General features: G+C 54.4%; 15 protein-coding genes. 7 read left to right on the top strand and 8 right to left on the bottom strand.

Annotation, left to right across the window (positions count from 1 at the left end):
- Positions 1-9 precede the first annotated feature (9 nt).
- Genes DDT52_RS15900 through DDT52_RS15885 form a run of 4 tightly spaced genes read right to left on the bottom strand, consistent with a single transcriptional unit; the run spans position 10 to position 5,117 of the window.
- Positions 10-1,647 carry a dipeptide ABC transporter ATP-binding protein gene (locus DDT52_RS15900; protein ID WP_136157222.1) on the bottom strand — a complete coding sequence of 546 codons (1,638 nt, stop codon included), beginning with the start codon at positions 1,645-1,647 and terminating at the stop codon, positions 10-12.
- Complete coding sequence (locus DDT52_RS15895; RefSeq protein WP_136157221.1) at positions 1,644-2,504, bottom strand: ABC transporter permease; 861 nt, start codon at positions 2,502-2,504, stop codon at positions 1,644-1,646. Before DDT52_RS15895 ends, DDT52_RS15900 begins: the two co-directional genes overlap by 4 nt.
- On the bottom strand, positions 2,501-3,448 hold the full coding sequence (locus tag DDT52_RS15890) for an ABC transporter permease (RefSeq protein ID WP_136157220.1): 948 nt from the start codon (positions 3,446-3,448) through the stop codon (positions 2,501-2,503). Before DDT52_RS15890 ends, DDT52_RS15895 begins: the two co-directional genes overlap by 4 nt.
- Before the next feature lie 25 nt (positions 3,449-3,473).
- Positions 3,474-5,117 carry a TIGR04028 family ABC transporter substrate-binding protein gene (locus DDT52_RS15885; RefSeq protein WP_425591558.1) on the bottom strand — a complete coding sequence of 548 codons (1,644 nt, stop codon included), beginning with the start codon at positions 5,115-5,117 and terminating at the stop codon, positions 3,474-3,476.
- Between the two features lie 356 nt (positions 5,118-5,473).
- On the opposite strand from DDT52_RS15885, the gene DDT52_RS15880 reads away from it, so the two are divergent.
- The 5 genes from DDT52_RS15880 (at position 5,474) to DDT52_RS15860 (ending at position 13,275) form a co-directional block, all read left to right on the top strand.
- Positions 5,474-6,385, top strand: coding sequence for an EamA family transporter (locus tag DDT52_RS15880; protein ID WP_136157218.1), 912 nt, complete (start codon positions 5,474-5,476; stop codon positions 6,383-6,385).
- Between the two features lie 107 nt (positions 6,386-6,492).
- A complete protein-coding gene (gene ggt, locus DDT52_RS15875; protein ID WP_136157217.1) occupies positions 6,493-8,256 on the top strand; it encodes a gamma-glutamyltransferase in 1,764 nt (587 codons plus the stop codon).
- A gap of 351 nt (positions 8,257-8,607) precedes the next feature.
- Positions 8,608-9,765: a diguanylate cyclase gene (locus DDT52_RS15870; RefSeq protein WP_136157216.1), complete on the top strand. Its 1,158-nt coding sequence runs from the start codon at positions 8,608-8,610 to the stop codon at positions 9,763-9,765.
- Positions 9,766-10,100: 335 nt separating this feature from the next.
- Positions 10,101-11,399, top strand: a complete 1,299-nt coding sequence (locus DDT52_RS15865; RefSeq protein ID WP_136157215.1) for a dicarboxylate/amino acid:cation symporter — start codon at positions 10,101-10,103, stop codon at positions 11,397-11,399.
- Positions 11,400-11,799: 400 nt separating this feature from the next.
- Entirely contained in the window at positions 11,800-13,275 is a 1,476-nt protein-coding gene (locus tag DDT52_RS15860) for a M16 family metallopeptidase (RefSeq protein ID WP_136157214.1), read from the top strand.
- Between the two features lie 200 nt (positions 13,276-13,475).
- On the opposite strand, the gene kdgK is transcribed toward DDT52_RS15860, so the two are convergent.
- From kdgK to yhjD, 3 genes are all read right to left on the bottom strand, one after another.
- Positions 13,476-14,408: a 2-dehydro-3-deoxygluconokinase gene (gene kdgK, locus DDT52_RS15855; RefSeq protein WP_136157213.1), complete on the bottom strand. Its 933-nt coding sequence runs from the start codon at positions 14,406-14,408 to the stop codon at positions 13,476-13,478.
- Between the two features lie 200 nt (positions 14,409-14,608).
- Complete coding sequence (locus DDT52_RS15850; RefSeq protein ID WP_109055213.1) at positions 14,609-14,806, bottom strand: 2-hydroxymuconate tautomerase family protein; 198 nt, start codon at positions 14,804-14,806, stop codon at positions 14,609-14,611.
- A gap of 17 nt (positions 14,807-14,823) precedes the next feature.
- Positions 14,824-15,918, bottom strand: coding sequence for an inner membrane protein YhjD (gene yhjD, locus DDT52_RS15845; protein ID WP_247595553.1), 1,095 nt, complete (start codon positions 15,916-15,918; stop codon positions 14,824-14,826).
- A 253-nt stretch (positions 15,919-16,171) separates the two neighbouring features.
- On the opposite strand from yhjD, the gene DDT52_RS15840 reads away from it, so the two are divergent.
- Both DDT52_RS15840 and DDT52_RS15835 read left to right on the top strand, forming a co-directional pair.
- Positions 16,172-17,371 carry an MFS transporter gene (locus tag DDT52_RS15840; protein WP_136157212.1) on the top strand — a complete coding sequence of 400 codons (1,200 nt, stop codon included), beginning with the start codon at positions 16,172-16,174 and terminating at the stop codon, positions 17,369-17,371.
- 260 nt (positions 17,372-17,631) lie between these two features.
- Positions 17,632-19,161: a flavocytochrome c gene (locus DDT52_RS15835; RefSeq protein ID WP_136157211.1), complete on the top strand. Its 1,530-nt coding sequence runs from the start codon at positions 17,632-17,634 to the stop codon at positions 19,159-19,161.
- Positions 19,162-19,214: 53 nt separating this feature from the next.
- Here the strand turns inward: DDT52_RS15835 and DDT52_RS15830 are convergent, their stop codons facing one another.
- Positions 19,215-19,781: a DcrB family lipoprotein gene (locus DDT52_RS15830; protein ID WP_136157210.1), complete on the bottom strand. Its 567-nt coding sequence runs from the start codon at positions 19,779-19,781 to the stop codon at positions 19,215-19,217.
- Positions 19,782-19,855: the final 74 nt, after the last annotated feature.

Raw genomic sequence — 19,855 nt, 5'->3', positions numbered from 1 at the left:
GTATGGCGATCAGACGAAAGCCGGGTGTTGCCGCCCGGGAATTGCGTCGATTAATTCGCGGGTATAGCGATTTGCTGGCTGGGCAAAGATCTGCTCTACCGGACCTGATTCCACCTGCCTGCCGCGGTACAACACGGAAACGGTGTCGGCGATCTGGCGTACTACCGCCAGATCGTGCGAGATAAACAGATAGGTCAGGCCCAGCGAACGCTGTAGCTCGCTCAGCAAACGCAGAATCTGAGCCTGCACGGTGACATCCAATGCGGATACCGCTTCGTCCAGCACCAGCACCTGCGGTTCCAGCACCAGCGCTCTGGCAATGGCGACGCGTTGACGTTGACCGCCGGAAAGCTCGCGCGGTTTACGCGCCAGCAGCGAGGCAGGCAGCGCGACGCGATCGAACATTTCATGAACCTTGTGTTCGCGCTGCGCCGGCGTATGGCGTTTAAAGTTGCGTAACGGCTCTTCAACGATGTCATACAGCCGTTGAGACGGATCGAGCGAGCCAAACGGGTTCTGATAAACCAACTGGATCTTTTGCCGGAACTGACGCAGGGCTTCTCCCTTCAGACGGGTGATATCCGTACCATCAATCAGAATTCGTCCTGCGCTGGGATGCTGAAACCCCAGCAGGCTGCGAGCCGTGGTGGTTTTGCCTGACCCTGATTCACCCACGATGGCATGCGTACTGCCCCGTGCGACGCGAAAAGAAACGTTATCGACGGCGCGGAAGCGTTCGTCTTTACCCGTCAGCGTAAATTCCTGTATCAGATTTTCCACGGAAACGATGGTGTCGGTCGACGGCGGCAGCGGAGGGCGTTTGACCGGATTCAGCGAGGGAACGTTCGCCAGCAGGGTTTGCGCATAGTGGCTGGCGGGGGCTTTCAGGATGTCATTCGTCGGCCCTTGTTCCTGAATATAGCCGTTTTGAAACACCAGAAGCCGATCGGCCCGTTCCGCTGCGACGCCCAGATCGTGGGTGACGAACAGGACTGCGGTGCCGTTTTCGCGCCGCAGTTCGTCCAGCAGATCGAGAATACGTTTTTGTACCGTGACATCGAGCGCGCTGGTTGGCTCATCAGCGATAATCAGCGCCGGTTTCAGGGCAATCGCCATGGCGATAAGTACCCGCTGCTTCATACCGCCGGAAAGTTCATGCGGATACTGACGCGCCCGCAGTTCCGGTTGGTGCAGGCCGACTCGCTCCAGCAAGGTCAGCGTTTTCTGGCGGGTGGTATGACGATCTTCCCGCTGGTGAATGCGCAGAATTTCATCGACCTGCTCACCAATGGTTTTTACCGGATTCAGCGAACTGGTGGGATCTTGTGGAATCAGGCTGATATGGGCGCCCCGCAGGCTATCGAGCCGCTTTTGCGGCCAGTGGGTGATATCGGTGCCGTTAAGCCGGATGGCGCCTCGCGTCAGGCGACCGTTTTCCGCCAGCAAACCGATAACGGCCTGTGCCGTGGTGGTTTTACCAGAGCCTGACTCTCCCACCAGCGCGACGACTTCACCGGGGTAAATTTGAAAGGAAACCCCTTCCACCACGGTTTGTTCCCGGCCGTCGCTGCGGTAGGCGATAGTCACCTTGTCCAGAGCCAGCACGGGCACGCTGGCGCTGCTTTGCAACCGGAGAGCAAGGCTCATCGTTCCGTCCTCCCGATGGATTGGCTGATGCGGTTGGCGGATAACACCACCAGTACCACGACCAGCCCCGGGAACGCGGTCAGCCACCAGGCGGTTGCGATGTAATTGCGGCCTTCTGCGATCAGCAGGCCCCACTCCGGCGTTGGCGGCGGCGCGCCGTAGCCCAGAAAACTCAGGGTGGAGATCGCCAGAATGGCGCTGCCGAATTGCAACGCGGCAAACGCAAATACGCTAGTCAACGAGTTTGGCAGAATGTGTCGCCACAGTACGCTGAAGAACGTGCCGCCGCTGCCATAAGCCGCCTCGACATAATCGCTGTAGCGCACGCGCAGCACTTCTGAACGAACCAGACGGGCAAAGTTGGCCACTGATGTTATTCCGACGGCGATGGCGGCATTAACCGTTCCAAACCCGAGCAGGATAATGACGCTCAGCGCCAGCAGCAGGCCGGGGATCGAGAGCAGTACGTCAATAAAACGCATCACTATCGTATCCAGCCAGCCGCCAACGGCTCCTGCCAGCAGACCAAGAAAACTACCGAGAACCAGACCCAGCGCCACGGCGATAAACGCGCCGGAGAGGGAGTGCACCGCGCCGTAAACGATACGGGCGTAAAGGTCGCGGCCAAGCTGGTCGGTGCCCAGCCAGTATTCGCCGCCGGGGGCCAGACGTTGTGCGCCGGGCGTTCCTGCGGTTGGGCTGTAGGCGGTAAACAAACCGGGAAACAGCGCCCAGAGCGCGACCGTCAGGATCACCAGCCAGGCGAGGATCAGTCCCGGCTGAACAGCGTAACGGCGCAGACGGGGGCGCTTGCGTAATAGCGGAAAGGAAATTTTTTCCAGTTGCGCAATGGTCATAATGTGGCTCCTGTCGTGGTTTTCTTCAGGCGCGGATCGAGTAAGGGATAAAGCAGGTCAACAACCAGATTGACCACCACAAAGGCGATGGCGGAAATAATCACGATGGCCTGTAACACGCTGCTGTCCTGATTGTTCACCGCCTCCTGCGTCAGTTGCCCGAGTCCGCTGCGGCCAAACACGGTTTCGGTAATCAGCGCGCCCGCGATTAATTCCCCCAGCAGCAAACCGGCGATAGTGAGCGTGGGCAGCATCGCGTTGCGGGCGATATGTCGCCACAGCACGCCGCGACGGCTGGCGCCCTTGGCGCGCGCCACGGCGACGAAAGGCTGAGTCTGAACCTGATCGATACTGCGCATCAGCACCTGTGCCAGCGGCGCGGAAATCGGTAGCGCCAGCGTGAGGACAGGTAAAATCAATCCTTCCCATTCGCCGGGATTAATCACGGAAATTAAGCCCAGCCGGAAAGAGAAAATCTGAATGAGTACGATGCCCAACCAAAAGGTGGGTACGGAGATAAACAGCGAAGGCAGCGACTGCAACGCGGTCCGCAGCCAATGAAAGGGGGTCAGCGTCGATAAGAACGCGATGGCGAACGCCAGAATCGCCGCCGCGCTGAAGCCCAGTACCGCCAGCAACAGCGTGGGGGGCAAATTGACCGCCAGCAGTTCGGTAACCGGTACGCCAGCCTGTAATGAAAGGCCGAAATCGCCATGTAAAACCCGGTCAATGGCGTGAAAATATTGGGTCAGCACCGGAATATCCGCGCCGTAGGCCAGACGTAGCTGGGCTATCTGGTCGGCACTCAGGCCAAGCTCGGGGTTTTGAAACTTGATAAGAACGGCATCGCCCGGCATGGCCTGGAGCAGAATGAAAGATAAGGTAAATGCCGCCCAGAGCACAATCAGCGCCTGACCGATGCGTATTGCCAGATATCTGCTCATATAGCTCTCCTCATCGACAGTCTGATTACTTATCTAACCAGGTGTTGTAAAAGCTGGGGCGTCCTACGGCTTCAAAGGCGATGCCTTTGGTCGTTGATGCGCCGGCAAAGACCTGCGGCTCTTCAAAAATGGGGATCACATACGCCTGGTCGATCAGGTAGTTCTGGACTTCGCCAACCAGCGCCAGCCGTTTGCTGCGATCGGTTTCGGTGGCGATGCCATCCAGCAGGGCGTTCAGGTGGGTATCCACAAAATCTTTGACCTTGTCGCTGGCGCCGCCTTTTTGCAGCAGGACGTTACGCACCGTGGGGTAATACTGGCTTTTCAGTACATCAGGATCGGCGCGGCCTACCATCGCGGGGGCCACGGCGGTTTTGAGCGGGTCGAGGCTATCCACGGTTTTACTGCCGGCATCGCCCGCCAGGATATTCAGCTTCACGCCAACGTTGGCCCACTGCTGTGAGACGAGCTGCAACGTTTCTTTGTTCTGGGGTTGGGGCAGGGATTCATACGCCGTCAGTATCAGTGACTGGCCGTCTTTTTGCCGGATACCCTGAGCGCCCGTTTTCCAGCCTGCGTCATCCAGCAGACGGGAGGCCTGAGCCGGATCGAACGCCAGCTTTTCCGAGAGATCGACATACCCGGCCGCCGTTTTCGCCAGCGGTGAGGTTGCCTGCGGATAGTTGGCGGAGAATAGCGTATCGATAATCTCTTTGGTATTAGTGGCATGCAGCAGCGCCTTACGGACGCGAATATCGGCCACCAGCGGATTATCCGGGCGGAAAACGATGCTGTTGTTTACGCCGCGCGTCGGCGGCGCGTAAATATTGAAGCCTTGATCCTGTACCCGCTTTTCATCGTATGCCTGTATCTGGCGAATAAAATCAGCCTGACCGGATATCAATGCACCGATACGCACGCTATCTTCCGGCGTGACCAGAATGGTTATGCCATCCAGATAAGGCCGCCCCTGATGCTTCGATTTCACCGGCGCCCAGTTGTAATCCTGGCGGGCGGTCAGTTTCAGTTCGCGTCCCACCTTTTCGCTGCTGACCACAAACGGACCGGAGCCGATGATGTTGCGGGCGTTGCCTAACTGGTTGAAATTCTGCGCCAGCGTGCTGAGGGAAACCAGACCGGAACCAATGGCCGAGGTTCCCTGTAGAAAGCCCGGCGACGGTTTCTTGAAGTAGAACTTCACCGTCAGGGGATCGATGACTTCGCTGCGCAGGTAGTTATTAATGACTTCAGAGACGGGCTGGTTGAGCGCCGGGTTGCCTGACCCGTAAGTATCAAAGTTTTTTGCGACGGCGTTGGCGTCCAGCGGCGTGCCGTCCGAGAACGTGACGCCAGGGCGGAGTTTAAACGTATATTCGGTGTTATCGGCGTTGACGCTCCAGGACTCGGCAATCCAGGGTTCGATCTCCAGCGTTTCCGGGTTTTGGTACGTCAGCTTGTCGGTTATTTGGTTGAGAATACCGCCATTAGGATAAAACCCGCCTGCGGGCGTATAGAGATTGGTGTGGGGTTGTTGCTCCAGATAGAGCAGCGTGCCGCCGATTTTTGGCGTGTCGCTTGCCGCCTGTGAACCAAAGGTACTGCCCAGAAGTATCAGAGAGGCAAAAAGATTCAGAGCCGGTTTCCGATGAGAATGAAAGTCGTTCTTCACATTGTTTTCCATTTATTTATCATATAGATGAATGCACCGGCCACGCCATTGCCTGATGCGATATTGCTGGAGGATTTAACCGATATCCAAAGCCGATACTTCCATAGGTGATCAGAAACAGCAAAGAACAAAACCGGCATTTATTATCCAATTTTGTGTAGGAGAAGTGAGTGTTCTGTATTTAATGTGTTTAATTCATGTAACGTTTTAACTGTGAATGGAAACAAGTGAACATGCGGAGACGCTAACCGGCGGTATTGGTTTTAGCCTAAATTTTCCTGAACGATTTGTGTTCCCCGGCCGAGCCGGGTTGTACAGTAGTAAGTCGTTGTCTGATGCGGTGAGAGAGATTCAGGATGTCAATAAAAGATGGGTTGCTTGCGCTTTGTGTGGTGGTTTTATGGGGGGTAAATTTTGTGGTAATCAAAATTGGCCTGCATGGTATGCCGCCTTTTTTACTGGCCGGACTGCGCTTTTTGCTGGTGGCATTACCGGCGATCTTTTTTATCCCCGCGCCGCGAATCCCTTTTCGTTGGCTGTTGGCGTATGGCATGACCATCAGTTTTGGTCAGTTTGGGTTTCTGTTTCTTGCGATTAAGCTGGGTATGCCGGCAGGTATCGCGTCACTGGTGCTCCAGGCACAGGCATTCTTTACCCTGCTGGCGGGAGCCGTGCTGCTGTCGGAAAAGCTTCGCTGGAATCACATCGCCGGTATCCTGGTGGCAGCGATGGGGATGTTTGTGCTGGCGGAAGGGCGCACTGACGGGCAAATGGCTTCCGGCATGACGATCGCCACGCTGCTGCTCACGCTGGCCGCCGCGCTGTCATGGGCGCTCGGGAATATCAGCAATAAAATCATTATGAGTAGTTACCGCGGCGTCAACATTATGTCGCTGGTGGTGTGGAGCGCGCTGATCCCCATCGTGCCTTTCTTTGCGTGTTCCTGGCTGTTTGAAGGCCAGGATGTGATGGTCTCCAGTCTGATGAATATCCAGCTTCCTACTATTCTGTCGCTGGTCTATCTGGCTTTTTGCGCCACCATTATCGGCTATGGCATCTGGGGGAATTTGCTGGCGCGCTATGAAACCTGGCGCGTTGCGCCGCTGTCGTTGCTGGTGCCTGTTACGGGGCTGATAAGCGCCGCTGTTTTCCTCAATGAATCATTATCGGCGCTACAGATTGTCGGCGCATTGATGATTATGCTGGGGCTGATAATCAATGTATTCGGCTCCCGTCTGCGGTCATTGATTCCAATCCGACAGGGATAACGGGCAATGCCGGTGGTCTGCACCTTGAGTCGCCGGTCGGAAATGAATTGGTTTGGGCGTTGTACAACAAGAAACAACACGAAATAAACAGGGTAAAAGGAGTCGCAATGGCATTGGGAAAATGGCTTTTGTCGCTGAGCGTGGCAGCGCTGCTGGTCAGTGGCGCGGTGCAGGCTGCATCTGCGCCTGCGGTAGAGGCGAAAAACGGCATGGTGGTCAGTTCGCAGTATCTGGCCTCGCAGATAGGCGTCGATATCATGAAGATGGGGGGAAACGCGATTGATGCGGCGGTTGCTGTGGGATATGCACAAGCGGTGGTTAACCCCTGCTGCGGCAATATTGGCGGCGGCGGGTTTATGACCATCCATCTGGCCGACGGCAAAGACACCTTCATCAATTTCCGTGAAACGGCGCCCGCGGCGGCCAATGCAGACATGTATCTTGATGCGGCGGGCAATGTAAAGAAAGAGTCCAGTCTGTATGGCTATCTGGCAGCTGGCGTGCCCGGAACGGTATTAGGTCTGGATACGGCGCAGAAAAAATACGGCAAGCTGAGCCGCGAACAGGTAATGGCGCCGGCGATCAAACTGGCGCGATATGGTTTTGAGCTGACGCGGGCGGATACCGATATTCTGGATACGACCGTCAAACGTTTCAAAGACGATCCTGAAGCGGCCCGCATTTTCCTGCGTCCGGATGGCAGCCCGCTACAGCCGGGCGATAAACTGGTGCAGCGTGATTTGGCGAACACCTTGCAGGCCATTGCGGATAACGGTCCTGACGCCTTCTACAGAGGAAAAATCCCGCAAGCGGTAGAGCAGGCGGCGCGTCAGGGCGGCGGCATTCTGACCGCGGCGGATTTTGCTGATTACCGTATTACTGAAACCGCGCCCGTCACCTGCGATTATCGTGGCTATCAGTTTGTTTCTTCCCCGCCCCCGAGTTCAGGCGGTGTGACGATGTGTGAAATTCTCAATATTGTGGAAGGCTACGATTTCAACGCGCTGGGATTCAATTCAGCCGCGTCGGTACACGTCCTGAGCGAGGCCATGCGTCATGCCTATATGGATCGCAACACCTATCTGGGTGACCCGGATTTTGTCAGTAATCCGGTTAAACGTCTGCTCAGTAAGGATTACGCCGCCGAGATCCGCAAAAAAATAGAACCGCAAAACGCCACGCCGTCACAGCAGGTTCAGCCTGGCATCGGGCCGCACGAGAAACCGGAAACCACGCACTACTCCATCGTGGATAGTCAGGGAAATGCGGTCTCTACAACCTATACGGTCAACGGGCGTTTCGGGGCGGTGGTGATTGCACCGGGGACCGGCTTTTTCCTCAACGATGAAATGGATGATTTCACCACCAAAGTGGGCGAGCAGAATTTGTATGGACTGGTGCAGGGGGAACGTAACGCCATCGCCCCCGGTAAGCGCCCACTATCATCCATGAGCCCGTCATTGGTCACGAAAGATGGAAAAATCTTTATGGTGCTGGGGTCTCCGGGCGGGTCGCGCATTATCACGATTACATTGCAGACCGCGTTGAATATCATCGATCACGGTATGGCGCCTCAGGAGGCGGTGGACGCGCCGCGTATTCACCATCAGTGGCTGCCGGATGAGGTGTATTACGAACAGCGCGGACTTTCCGCCGATACGCTGGCGCTCTTAAAGCAGCGTGGATATAAGATGGTGGAACAAACGCCCTGGGGCGCGGCAGAGTTGATCATGGTTGGATTGCCGGGGGCGGCAGGTGTCATGCCCGCTAACTCCGGTAACGACTCTGCGGTTTCCGGCAAAGTACGCGAAGGCTACCTGTACGGCGCCAATGATATTCGACGTCCGGCGGGTGCGGCGATCGGTTATTGATATCCTTCGGGCTGACCGGGCGGTACCGCCACGTCAATGCAACATAGGATTAAGACGAAATCCGGTAGGGAGCGGCATAAAACAGCATGGAGGCGCAGATAAGCTGTCTTATACTAGCGGGGTTTCTTTCCGGCTTCTTTCATCCTGGTGTCAAAAACGGGCAAATACGGTATTTTTAGCCCGTAGTTGGATGAAATTGCGGTAAGTTCGCGTTTTTTAACAACGCGTAACGTTGACTCCCGTTGACGGGCAGGATAGCCCGTCATAAGTCTATTGGGTATAAGTACAGCGGCAATACAGGATTGACGGAGAAGGTGCTTGCGGCTCAGACGTTCATTAACGATTAAGCAGATGACAGCCGTGTCCGCTGTGGCACTGGTCACCATCAGCCTTTTTATCGTGATACAGCTTTTTCACTTCGTTCATCAACGTCGTGAAGATTATGCCAGGCAACTGGAGAGCATCGCTTATTCCGTGCGCCAGCCTCTGACGGAGGCGGTCCTGCAAGGTGAAGTGCAGCGGGCCGAAGATATTCTCAATAACCTGCTGCCTGCCGGTTTTCTCAGTCGGGCCGACGTGTTGTTGCCGGACGAATTCCAGACGCTGCATGCCAATTTCCCGACTGAACGCCCGGTGCCAGGCTGGATTGCCCGCGTATTCAAGCTGCCTATCCGGATCTCTGTGCCACTCTATTCGCCACCGCAGACGCAGAATACGACGCCATTGGCGAATCTGGTGCTACAGGCGGATTCTTATCGTATGTTTCAGTTCATCGTCAGTACGTTTTCGACCATGCTGGCAACGTACCTGCTGTTGGCGCTGATCCTGTCGATTGCCATTACCTGGTGTATGAATCGGCTTATGGTTCATCCGCTGCGCGCCATTATTGCCGAGTTGCAAAATCTGCCGACGGAAGCGTTGCCACACCACCAGCTAACCCTGCCCGAGTGGCATCAGGATGATGAACTCGGTGTGTTGGTCCGCAGCTATAACCGCAATCAGCAATGGCTGGAGCAATCCCTTATTTCGATAGAGGAACGCTATGATTTACCGGGAAAAGACGCTTTTTTAGCGCAGTTGCAACAATGCCTGTCGGAAAATATCCCGCTCTGTCTGATGGTGCTCGGGCTTGAGCCACCGACGGTGGCGCCGGACAAGACGCGCGATGCGGCGTTGCATACATTAGTGAATCAGCTGAAATCGGCAATTGAGGCATCCGGGGAATCGGTCCTGTTGGCATGTCTGAACAGCGATGAGTTTGCGATGCTGAGGAAACCACTGCCGGCAGAGCAGATACAGAACTGGGCGCAACATATGGTGTTGCAACTCAACACGCCATTTGCCATTACCAGCCAGTCACCGCTGGCGGCCTGTGTGGGAATGGTTCACCTTGTCCCACCGTTGTCGGGAAAAAAGAGGGATGCGGACTTGTTTCTCGCTCAAGCGCGTTTTGCGATGCAGGTCGCCCGTAATGAAGGAAGAAATGGCATTCATCTCTTTATGTCATGATTAAATAATTTTTATTCATCAATAACCCTATAATTATTAAGTGTTTTATCGTTTATTCCCTTGTAAGCCCCGCTATCACTGACCTCGTCGATTTCTTGTGGCGGTATGCGGTTAGAGATAATCGGTGGCTTGTTATAAATAAATTGCACATCTGTTTATTAATAACATCTATTGAAGCGATTCAGTTCTTATTTTTAACCTTCCGTTCACAAACTAAAGTTATAAAACATTTTCAGCCTGTTATTGCGATGTTACTTTCCGGCGCAATCACAGGCGGCATTATTACCGTACTCTATTATCCTCCTGTGTTTCCCCACCATAGGACGTATAAATATATGAAACTATCTATTGTTAAAAGTCTTTATTTTCAGGTGCTTGTCGCCATTACGGTAGGGATACTGCTGGGACATTTCTATCCGGATCTCGGCGAACAGATGAAACCGCTCGGCGATGGGTTTGTTAAATTAATTAAAATGATCATCGCCCCGGTTATCTTCTGTACGGTTGTAACAGGCATTGCCGGCATGGAAAGCATGAAGTCAGTCGGCCGTACCGGTGCGGTTGCCCTGCTGTACTTTGAAGTTGTCAGTACGGTTGCCTTGATCATCGGTCTGACCGTAGTAAACATAATAAAACCGGGCGAGGGAATGAACGTCGATCCGAGCACGCTGGATGCTTCGGCTGTTGCGGTTTATACCCAGCAGGCTTCCCAGCAGGGACTGATTCCGTTCCTGATGGACGTCATCCCATCGAGTGTGATTGGGGCTTTTGCCAGCGGCAATATTTTGCAGGTGTTGCTGTTTGCCGTCATGTTTGGTTTTGCGCTGCATCGTCTGGGCAGCAAAGGCAAGATGATTTTTGATGTGATCGAAAGCTTCTCCAAAGTCATTTTCGGTATCATCAACATGATCATGAAACTGGCGCCGCTGGGCGCGTTTGGCGCCATGGCCTTCACCATTGGTAAATATGGGGTGGGCACGCTGGTACAGTTGGGCCAATTGATCATTTGTTTCTACATCACCTGTCTTCTGTTTGTTTTCCTGGTGTTGGGCAGTATCGCCAAAGCGACCGGATTCAGCATTTTCAAGTTCATCCGCTATATCAAGGAAGAACTGCTGATCGTGCTGGGTACGTCGTCTTCTGAATCGGTGTTGCCACGTATGCTGGAAAAAATGGAGAAAGTCGGCTGTAAGAAATCCGTTGTCGGTCTGGTGATCCCCACCGGTTATTCGTTCAACCTTGACGGAACCTCTATCTATCTGACCATGGCGGCGGTATTTATCGCGCAGGCGACCAACAGCCACATGGACATCTGGCATCAGATCACGCTGCTGATTGTGCTGCTGCTTTCTTCCAAAGGGGCGGCGGGTGTAACGGGAAGCGGATTTATCGTACTGGCCGCGACCTTGTCTGCCGTAGGTCATCTGCCGGTGGCGGGTCTGGCGTTAATCCTGGGTGTTGACCGTTTCATGTCGGAAGCCCGCGCGCTGACGAACCTGGTCGGCAACGGCGTCGCCACTATCGTGGTTGCGAAATACTGCCGTGAACTGGATGAGAAACAGCTGGAGGACGAACTTTCCGGTAATAACAAGCACAATAACAACAACACGACGGCACCGAATACACTGCCATAATCACGATGCGTGTTCCTGAATAGCACTTCCCCACGGCGTGATTGCGCCGTGGGGAGTCTTTTTGTGGCGGTCCTGCCCGCCCCTTGCGGGCCGCCGCAAGCGATTTTCTATCTCTGGTTTGTCTTTGATGCGCTGCGTTTTTCTTGTGCGTTTCCTGCCTGCTGTTAACCGTCCCAATCACGTAAACAGATTGTTAAATCTAAATATTTTTCTTTTTTTGCCGATTATTTAACCTATTTGGGTGACATAGATAAAAGCGCGTGGTCTAAGGGAATGGTACACTTCGCCTTTCTCATTTTCCGTGATGAATACACGAGCGTGTTCGGTGGCAAACGCAAGGCCACTATTATTATCAACAGCAACCACATTATGTTGGATAGTTATTTAAGTAGGGGTTCACATGCAGGGCACCAAAATTGGTCTTTTAGTTGGTGGAATGTTGCTGGCGGTTGTCGGCAGCAACGTGCAGGCTGAAACACTACAACCTGATCCTGCCTGGCAACAGGGTAAACTGGACAATGGTTTTACCTGGCAATTACTGACCACGCCGCAACGCCCCGGCGACCGGGTGGAACTACGTCTGATGGTCAATACCGGTTCGCTGGTCGAGAATGCTCAGCAAATCGGGTTCGCACATTTTCTTCCTCGTCTGGCGCTGGCGCCCGGCGATAAGCTTTCGGCCGCCCAGTCGCCGTCTATGTGGATACAAGACAATAACGGCATGCGTCCTCTGTCGCCGGTAATTACCTCATATGATTTCACGTCTTATAATCTGAGCCTGCCGAACAACCGACCGGAGTTACTGAAAGAAGCGCTGGGTTGGCTGGCAGAAACTGCGGGGCAGATGGCAGTCAATGATGAGAGTATTCAAACCGCGCTCAATATTCCCGATCGGGTAACGACCTTTCCGCCGAATCCACAGGATCCCAGTTGGCGCTATCGGCTCAAAGGGTCTGCATTATTAGCCCACGATCCCGGTCAGGACGTTAAGCTGCCGCTTAACAGTGAGCAATTGCAGCAATTTTATAAAGCCTGGTACACCCCCGATGCGATGACGCTCTATGTCGTCGGGCATGTCGATAACCGCAGTATTGTGGAGCAAATCAGCAAAGCGTTCTCTGCGTTGCAGGGTAAGCGGGAAGCGCCTGCCCCGGTGCCGACATTAAGCCCGCTGCCGCAACAGGCCATCAGCCTGATGAATAAAAATGTTCAGCAGGATACGTTATCACTGGTATGGGATACGCCCTGGCATCCGATTCGCGAGTCGCAGGAGTTAGCGAATTACTGGCAAAGTGATTTAGCCCGGGAAGCGTTGTTCTGGCATTTACAACAGGCGTTGGAGAAGAGCCAGCAGAAAGATAACAATCTGCGTTTTGACTGCAATGTGTTCTACAGCCGTGCGCAGTGTGCGATCCATCTGGATGTGCCGAATAACGATAGCGTGACGCCGGGTCTGACATTTCTGGCTCAGGAGCTGGCGACGTTGAGGGATAACGGACTGACGCAGCCGGAGTTTGATGAGCTGATTTCACGCAAAACGGATGAGTTGAACAAGCTGTTCGCGACCTACGCCCGCACCAGCACCGATATTCTGATGTCGCAACGTCTGCGGTCTCAGCAAAATGGGGTGGTGGATATTGCTCCCGAGCAATATCAGAAACTACGGCAGGCTTATTTGTCGGCGCTGACGCTCGATATGCTGAACCAAGAGCTTCATCAGCAGCTTTCGCAGGACGCGACGTTGATGTTGGTGCAGCGGCAGGGGGAGCCGGAGACGAATATGAAAGATCTTCAGGCTACCTATAATCGGATCATGACGCCGGCGCCTGTCGCAGAAACGCCCCCGTTGCAAGGTGATGCGCCCGCCGCCCAGTAACCAAACGCAAAAGGCCGCAAATGCGGCCCTTCAGGCTGCTGACCAAGTCAAATTTTAGGGGAAACACGGGGATGAGGTTCCCGCAGGGATGCCTCGCCCCGTGGTCGCCCCGGGTATCTCGATTTCACCACGATGAATTTGTCATCAAACTCAAAGGCCGCAATGCGGCCCTTTTTACAGGTTCTAACGTTGCACCCGCATTAAGCCGGCATGGCTTCCTGCGGGATAATCGCCCCGCGATACTGGATCACCGTACTGGCGGTCAGGTGACCACGCTGAGCCGCTTCCTGAGCGCTGCCGCCGCTCAGCCGGACCGCCAGATAACCGGCGCTGAAAGAATCGCCCGCGGCGGTGGTATCGACCACTTTCTCTTTCGGCAACTTCACCGCAGGTACGTCGATGAGCGATTTTCCGCGTTCTGAAACGAGGCAGGAATCCGCGCCGCGCTTCACCACGATTTCCGCCACGCCAAAACCGTGGGTACGCTCCAGAACATCTTCAACCGGTTTTTCGCCCCACAGCATATCTTCATCGTCCAACGTCAGAAATGCGATATCCGTACAGGACAGGATTTCAGTATAGGCTTGCTGTGTTTCTGCCTGGCTTTGCCACAAACGCGGGCGATAGTTGTTATCAAAAATGACTTTACCGCCATTGGCACGGCAGACGCGCAGCAGGGATAACAGGCGCTGGCGGCTTTCCGGATTGAGGATCGCCAGACTGATGCCGCTGAGGTAAAGATACTCAAAGCGAGCCAGATGCTGACAGATTTTTTCTGATTCAGCGCTGTCCAGCCAGTAACGGGCCGCGGCATCGTTGCGCCAGTAATAGAAGGTTCGCTCACCCGTGTCGTCTGTTTCGATGAAGTACAAACCGGGCAGTTTGTTATCCATGCGCTGGATCAAATCGGTTTTCACCCCTTCTTTCTGCCATGCGGCAACCATCTCTTCACTGAAACTATCGGTGCCGAGCGCGGTAACGTAGTGAACGCCGAGCGCATCGGGGTTAACCTGACGGGCGATATATACGGCGGTATTCAGGGTATCGCCGCCAAATCCACGGTTAAGATCCGTGCCTTTTTGCGACAGTTCGATCATGCATTCGCCGATTACGGCAATGTTATTGGTTGTCATCACAGCTGGCCTGTTTGAAAAAGAAGTCGGTAAGACGCGGAAATTAGCATCAGTCTCAACATAACGTGAGACGGAGTCAATAGTCTTGAAACGATGTTTTATTTTTTCATGACGTGGATCGGAAAACCAGGATTTTCCGACCCGTTTTATGGCGGGGCCGCCGCTAGCGGCGTTGAAAATTTCTCCCGGGAAGAGACGGGCTATTTCCGGCGCAAATTTGTCACGCTTTCTCCGCCGATGCCCCAGTTGTCGGTGTCGACTTCATCAATGACGACCACGGTGGTGGCCGGATTTTTCCCCAACGTATCGACCAGAAGCTGGGTCACGCCGGCAATCAGCGCTTTCTTCTGCTCGGTGGTCGCCCCTTCCCGGGTGATTTTGATATTAACGTACGGCATAAATTCTCCTGTCTGGGTTAAGTGGATTGATCCTTTTTCGATGAGGCGTCTTCTGGTGCATTCTGATCCGTAGAGATGTCGCCTTTATAGTTTGCGGTGGCAATCCAGGCGGCACAGAAGAGTGTTAACCGGGCGAATAAATAGAAAAATGCCATCAAGCCGATCACGGAGCCAAAAGCGGCGCCGGAAGGAGAGCTGGCGAGCTTGGGCAGCACGACGGTCATGGCAAATTTGATTATCTCGAAACCAACGGCAGCAAGAAGCGTTCCCCGGAGCAGAGCCTTACGTTTGGGTTTGTGTCGCGGCAAAACAAAGAAGATCCAGAGAAACAATAAATAGTTGGCGAAAATCGAAATCGACAGCGCAATCAGCGTCAGGGCAGGGCGCAGCCATTCGATGCCGCCCAGCCCCAGCGCATTCACAATGATATTTTGCGCGGCGCCCGCCACCGACGTCAGGAACAACGTCACGACCAGCGCAGCCATCAGCCCGGTAAGAGATAGAAAATCGCGGGTGTACTGGAAGTAAATCTTCTCTTCGTCCTGTGGGTTGCGTTCCCAGACGTCGCGCGATTGCGCACGGATGGCTTCTCGTAGATTTCCCATCCAACTGACGCCGGAGTACAAGGCGATCAGCAGTCCTGTCAGCCCGACGGTAGTACGCTGCTGAATGGCGGTGTTAACCGTATTTTTCAGCGTGTTGGCCAGACTGGGGTCGCTGATGCTGTTGACGATTTTGTTGATCAGCTCGGTCAGCAAATCCGGGTTGGACGCCAGCACGAAACCGACCGCCGCAAAGGACACCATGAGAATCGGTATCAGCGACAGGAAAGAAAAATAGGTGATCGCCGCACCAAACTGATTGCCCATGCGGTCATTAAAGCGCTCGCCCGCGCGGATCATATGCGCCACGCTGGGGATGTCCTGGATACGTTTCACCAACCGTTTGGTCCGGGTTAAAAAAGCGTGCGGTTCTTTTGTGTCCACGGTCCCTTGCGGGTCGTCGCGGTGCGACGTCAAAAATTTCTCCTGGGAATTTTTTGCTTCTCCGCCTTCTTTTTTGGTGGGATGGGTTGGTAGTGAATGACGATCCGACTCTGCCGGTTCAGGCATTGATCTTCTCCTGCGGTCAGGTTTGAGTGATAGGGGGACAGTTTTGATTATAACCAACAATATGAGAATGTTATGTTTTTCATGGTTTGTTGTTCTTAGGTGTAAATTAAATAGTGACGTCCGTGATAATTAACCGTGAAAGCTGGCCGGTGCTTGTTTATACTCAAACGTCTGTATGCCAACAACGACCGGATTACCCGGCTAACACTTTTGCTCCGCCTCAAGTGATGATGTTAAGTGAGTGAAATTTTCTATGTCTGTTCCGTCCTCATCAGAGCCTGCCGTTGGTGCGCTGCGCCTTAATTTGCGCATTTTTTCCGTCGTTGTTTTCAACTTTGCCAGTTACCTGAATATCGGTCTGCCGTTAGCCGTGTTGCCCGTGTATGTTCACGACACATTGGGATATAACGCGTTCTGGACCGGGCTGGTGATCAGCCTGCAATATTTTTCTACGCTGCTGAGCCGTCCCTATGCCGGACGCTGTACCGATGAGAAAGGCCCGAAGAAAGTGGTGGTATGGGGGCTGGCGGGAACGCTGCTTAGCGGTCTGTTTTACCTGCTGGCGGCCCAGAACGGCGCTTCACCGCTGATCGCGCTGCTTTTGCTGTTTGTCGGTCGACTGATGTTGGGGGCCGGGCAGAGTTTTGCCGGAACCGGTTCGATACTGTGGGGGATCGGCGTGGTCGGATCGCGGCATATCGGGCGGGTGATCTCGTGGAACGGTATTGCGACTTATGGCGCCATGGCGATTGGCGCGCCGCTTGGTGTCTGGCTGAACCATATCGGCGGACTCAAGTTGCTGTCTGTTTCCATTATCCTGGTTGCGGCGGTGGCGATCGTCTGCGCACTGCCTCGTCCAGAGGTGAAAGTCACGCCCGGCAAGAAAATCCCCTTCCGTGAGGTATTGGGCAAGGTGTGGATGTACGGCATTATCCTGGCGCTCGCCTCGGCGGGATTTGGTGTGATCGCGACGTTCATTACGCTGTTTTACGCGGACAGAAACTGGGAAGGCGCCGCCCTGACGTTGACCATTTTCAGCTGTGCCTTTGTTGGCGCACGCCTGTTGTTTCCTAACAGCATCAATCGGTTTGGCGGCTTGCGCGTGGCGCTGGCGTGTTTTGTGGTCGAAGTAACGGGACTGTTGCTGGTGTGTGGCGCGGTACATCCACTGATGGCCGAGTTTGGCGTGTTTCTCGCGGGGGCGGGTTTTTCGCTGGTGTTCCCGGCGCTCGGTGTGGTGGCGGTCAAGGCCGTCTCGCCGCAGAATCAGGGAAGCGCACTGGCGACCTATACCATCTTCCTCGATTTGTCCTTGGGTGTCGTCGGGCCGGCTGCCGGGTTGCTGATGAGTTATTTCGGTATTGCTTCCATCTATCTGGCGGCGGCGCTTCTTGGGGTTGCGGGTTTACTGCTGACCCTGCGTTTGGACCGGCGACCGGTTTCGTCAGAGTAAAATGTACCTCGTCCGCCACCGGACAGCACGGCCGGTGGTTCGCCGGGAATAATGGCGACAGTGCGAGTGGACTCACGTTTAATCCCCTGCTTTTTATGTTGAAATCATTTCAGGTACTTATAACTCCAACACGTACCGCTTCAATCATCACCTGCTATCGTCTCCCTACCGCCTGTGTCGTCATCTATCGCGCAGGGTCTCCAGAATATTTTTTGGTTTTTATCGCCTTTATCGTTTTTGAGCATATGGAGGTAGTGCAAATGAGTAACAAACCAGTAAATGATCAACAGAGTCGCCGACAGTTTTTGAAATCGACCGGCATGGTAGTGGGCGCGCTCGGCGGTATGGCGCTATCTCAACCGGCGCAGGCGGTGCCAACGCCATCCCCCGTGCCGCAGAAATGGGATACGACGGTTGATGTCCTGATTGTCGGTACCGGGTTTGCCGGATTGGCGGCCGCCATTGAAGCGCGTAATGCGCAGGCCGAGGTATTGATCATCGATAAAATGCCGCTGCTGGGGGGGAATTCGGTGCTGAATGGCGGCGATCTCGCGGCGGCGGGCTCCAAAATGCAAAAAGAGGCCGGCATTGATGATTCGCCGGAGCTGATGTATCAGGACATGCTCAAGGCGGGCAACGGCCTCAATTATCCTGAACTAGCCAGAACCGTTGCGGAACATTCGGTGGAAGCGCTGGAATGGGCGCAGAGCATCGGCGCGCAGTTTAATGTCGTCAACTATCATGGCGGCCATTCGGTGAAGCGGGCCCATCAACTGGTGCAGCGTTCAGGGTCGGGGCTGATCGTCAAACAGCAACAGAAAGCGAAGGAGCTTGGCGCGGTGATTGAACAACGCGCCAAGCTCCTGCGGCTGATTGTCGAGCCTGATGGCCGGGTTATCGGTGCGGAAGTACGGCGGGGCTACCGGTTTCCGGATGAAAATTCGGGCGAGATTGCCTATATCCGTGCCCGTAAAGGCGTGGTGCTGGCGTCCGGCGGCTTCTCACAGGGCGTTGCATTACGTCAGATGTACGATCCGCGTCTGACCGAATCATTCACGTCGACCAACCACCCCGGGGCAACCGGCGAGGCAATTATGGCGGCCTGTATGATTGGTGCGCTGGATACGCAGATGGACTGGATCCAACTGGGGCCGTGGACCAGCCCGGACGAAAAAGGTTTCGGATATGTACCGCAGTTTGTCGAACGTGTGGTCGGCTATGGGTTGATGGTCGATCCCGCGACCGGAAAGCGCTTCTTTAAAGAGACAGGAAACCGTAAGGAGCGTGCCGACGCTATTATCCAACTGGGGCATCCGGCCATCATCATTGCCGATAAAACCAATACAGACAATATGGTGGATCCGGGGCAACGGGAAGGCGCGTTGAAGAATGGTTCGCTTAAGCCGTATAACACGCTGGAAGAGCTGGCGAAAGCCTATGAAATGCCGGTGGACGCGTTTGTTGCGCAGGTTAAGCGCTGGAACGAGTTTGTCAGCCAGCGTAACGATGCCGATCTCGACTGTATGATTTTCCAGGATGCGGTGCCTAACGTTACGCCGCCGTTTTACGCGGCGCGTTTATGGCCTCGGGTACACCACACAATGGGCGGTTTGGCGATTAACAAGGACGCGCAGGTGATCGGTTTCGACCTGAAGCCGATTCCTGGCCTGTATGCGGCAGGCGAAACCGTCGGTGGAGTACATGGCGCCGTCAGACTTGGCAGCGTCGCCATGACGGATTGTATTGTATTTGGGCGTATCGCCGGGAAAAATGCGGCGTTAACGGCCTGACATTACGCGAACAAGACGGCCAGCAAATGGCCGTCTTGTTCATGCGGCAACGTTTATTTCAGCTTCAGCGTGTGAATGATGTTTTCCGCTTCTGTCTGGGCCTGCTGTTGATTGTCTGCGGGCAGGGTAATCTGCAAGGTCAGCAAATGGTTGTCCACTTTCCCCAACACCACCGAGGAGTATGCCTGCTGCCCGCTGCTGGTGATAATGCTGTCCAACTGTTGCAGCTTCTGTCCGTCAATGTCGATGGTTTTGTTGGTCACAACCTGAAGGTTGGTGTCGCGCGTACGTTGCTGATCTTCCAGACGCTGCGTCAGCACGGACAGTTCTTCCGTGGTGTTGTCGCCCAGAATCACGATAACCGCTTTTTGTCCGTTATCGTTGGCGTACACATGCATGTTGTTGGCCTGTGTCCCTAATTTACCGCTTTGATCCTGCATGTCGGCTGGCAGCGTAAATACGACCTTGCCAGACAGTAATTCAACCGTATTGTTTGCCGCGGCTTCGGCTGCCGGTTTATCTTGCGCGGGGGTTTTCGCGGTATCGTCCGTTTTGCCATCACAGGCTGCCAGCACGGTCACCAATAGGCTGACGCCGAGGTATTTTATTAAATTCGACATGGGGTTCCCTTTCTCTCATTTTTGAAACAGACATTTTGAAACAGGTGAAGAACAGTATGGCACCCTATTCAGAT

It is taken from the genome of Brenneria roseae subsp. roseae, assembly GCF_003115845.1.
GTDB lineage: Bacteria > Pseudomonadota > Gammaproteobacteria > Enterobacterales > Enterobacteriaceae > Brenneria > Brenneria roseae.
Note: the sequence above shows the minus strand (reverse complement) of the source record. Positions and strands in the feature narration are given on the sequence as shown.

Bases quoted from the DNA above. Each gene is read 5' to 3' on its own strand.
- DDT52_RS15900 (WP_136157222.1), bottom strand. From the start codon at position 1,647: ATGAGCCTTGCTCTCCGGTTGCAAAGCAGCGCCAGCGTGCCCGTGCTG.
- DDT52_RS15895 (WP_136157221.1), bottom strand. From the start codon at position 2,504: ATGACCATTGCGCAACTGGAAAAAATTTCCTTTCCGCTATTACGCAAG.
- DDT52_RS15890 (WP_136157220.1), bottom strand. From the start codon at position 3,448: ATGAGCAGATATCTGGCAATACGCATCGGTCAGGCGCTGATTGTGCTC.
- DDT52_RS15880 (WP_136157218.1), top strand. From the start codon at position 5,474: ATGTCAATAAAAGATGGGTTGCTTGCGCTTTGTGTGGTGGTTTTATGG.
- ggt (WP_136157217.1), top strand. From the start codon at position 6,493: ATGGCATTGGGAAAATGGCTTTTGTCGCTGAGCGTGGCAGCGCTGCTG.
- DDT52_RS15870 (WP_136157216.1), top strand. From the start codon at position 8,608: ATGACAGCCGTGTCCGCTGTGGCACTGGTCACCATCAGCCTTTTTATC.
- DDT52_RS15865 (WP_136157215.1), top strand. From the start codon at position 10,101: ATGAAACTATCTATTGTTAAAAGTCTTTATTTTCAGGTGCTTGTCGCC.
- DDT52_RS15860 (WP_136157214.1), top strand. From the start codon at position 11,800: ATGCAGGGCACCAAAATTGGTCTTTTAGTTGGTGGAATGTTGCTGGCG.
- kdgK (WP_136157213.1), bottom strand. From the start codon at position 14,408: ATGACAACCAATAACATTGCCGTAATCGGCGAATGCATGATCGAACTG.
- DDT52_RS15850 (WP_109055213.1), bottom strand. From the start codon at position 14,806: ATGCCGTACGTTAATATCAAAATCACCCGGGAAGGGGCGACCACCGAG.
- yhjD (WP_247595553.1), bottom strand. From the start codon at position 15,918: ATGCCTGAACCGGCAGAGTCGGATCGTCATTCACTACCAACCCATCCC.
- DDT52_RS15840 (WP_136157212.1), top strand. From the start codon at position 16,172: ATGTCTGTTCCGTCCTCATCAGAGCCTGCCGTTGGTGCGCTGCGCCTT.
- DDT52_RS15835 (WP_136157211.1), top strand. From the start codon at position 17,632: ATGAGTAACAAACCAGTAAATGATCAACAGAGTCGCCGACAGTTTTTG.
- DDT52_RS15830 (WP_136157210.1), bottom strand. From the start codon at position 19,781: ATGTCGAATTTAATAAAATACCTCGGCGTCAGCCTATTGGTGACCGTG.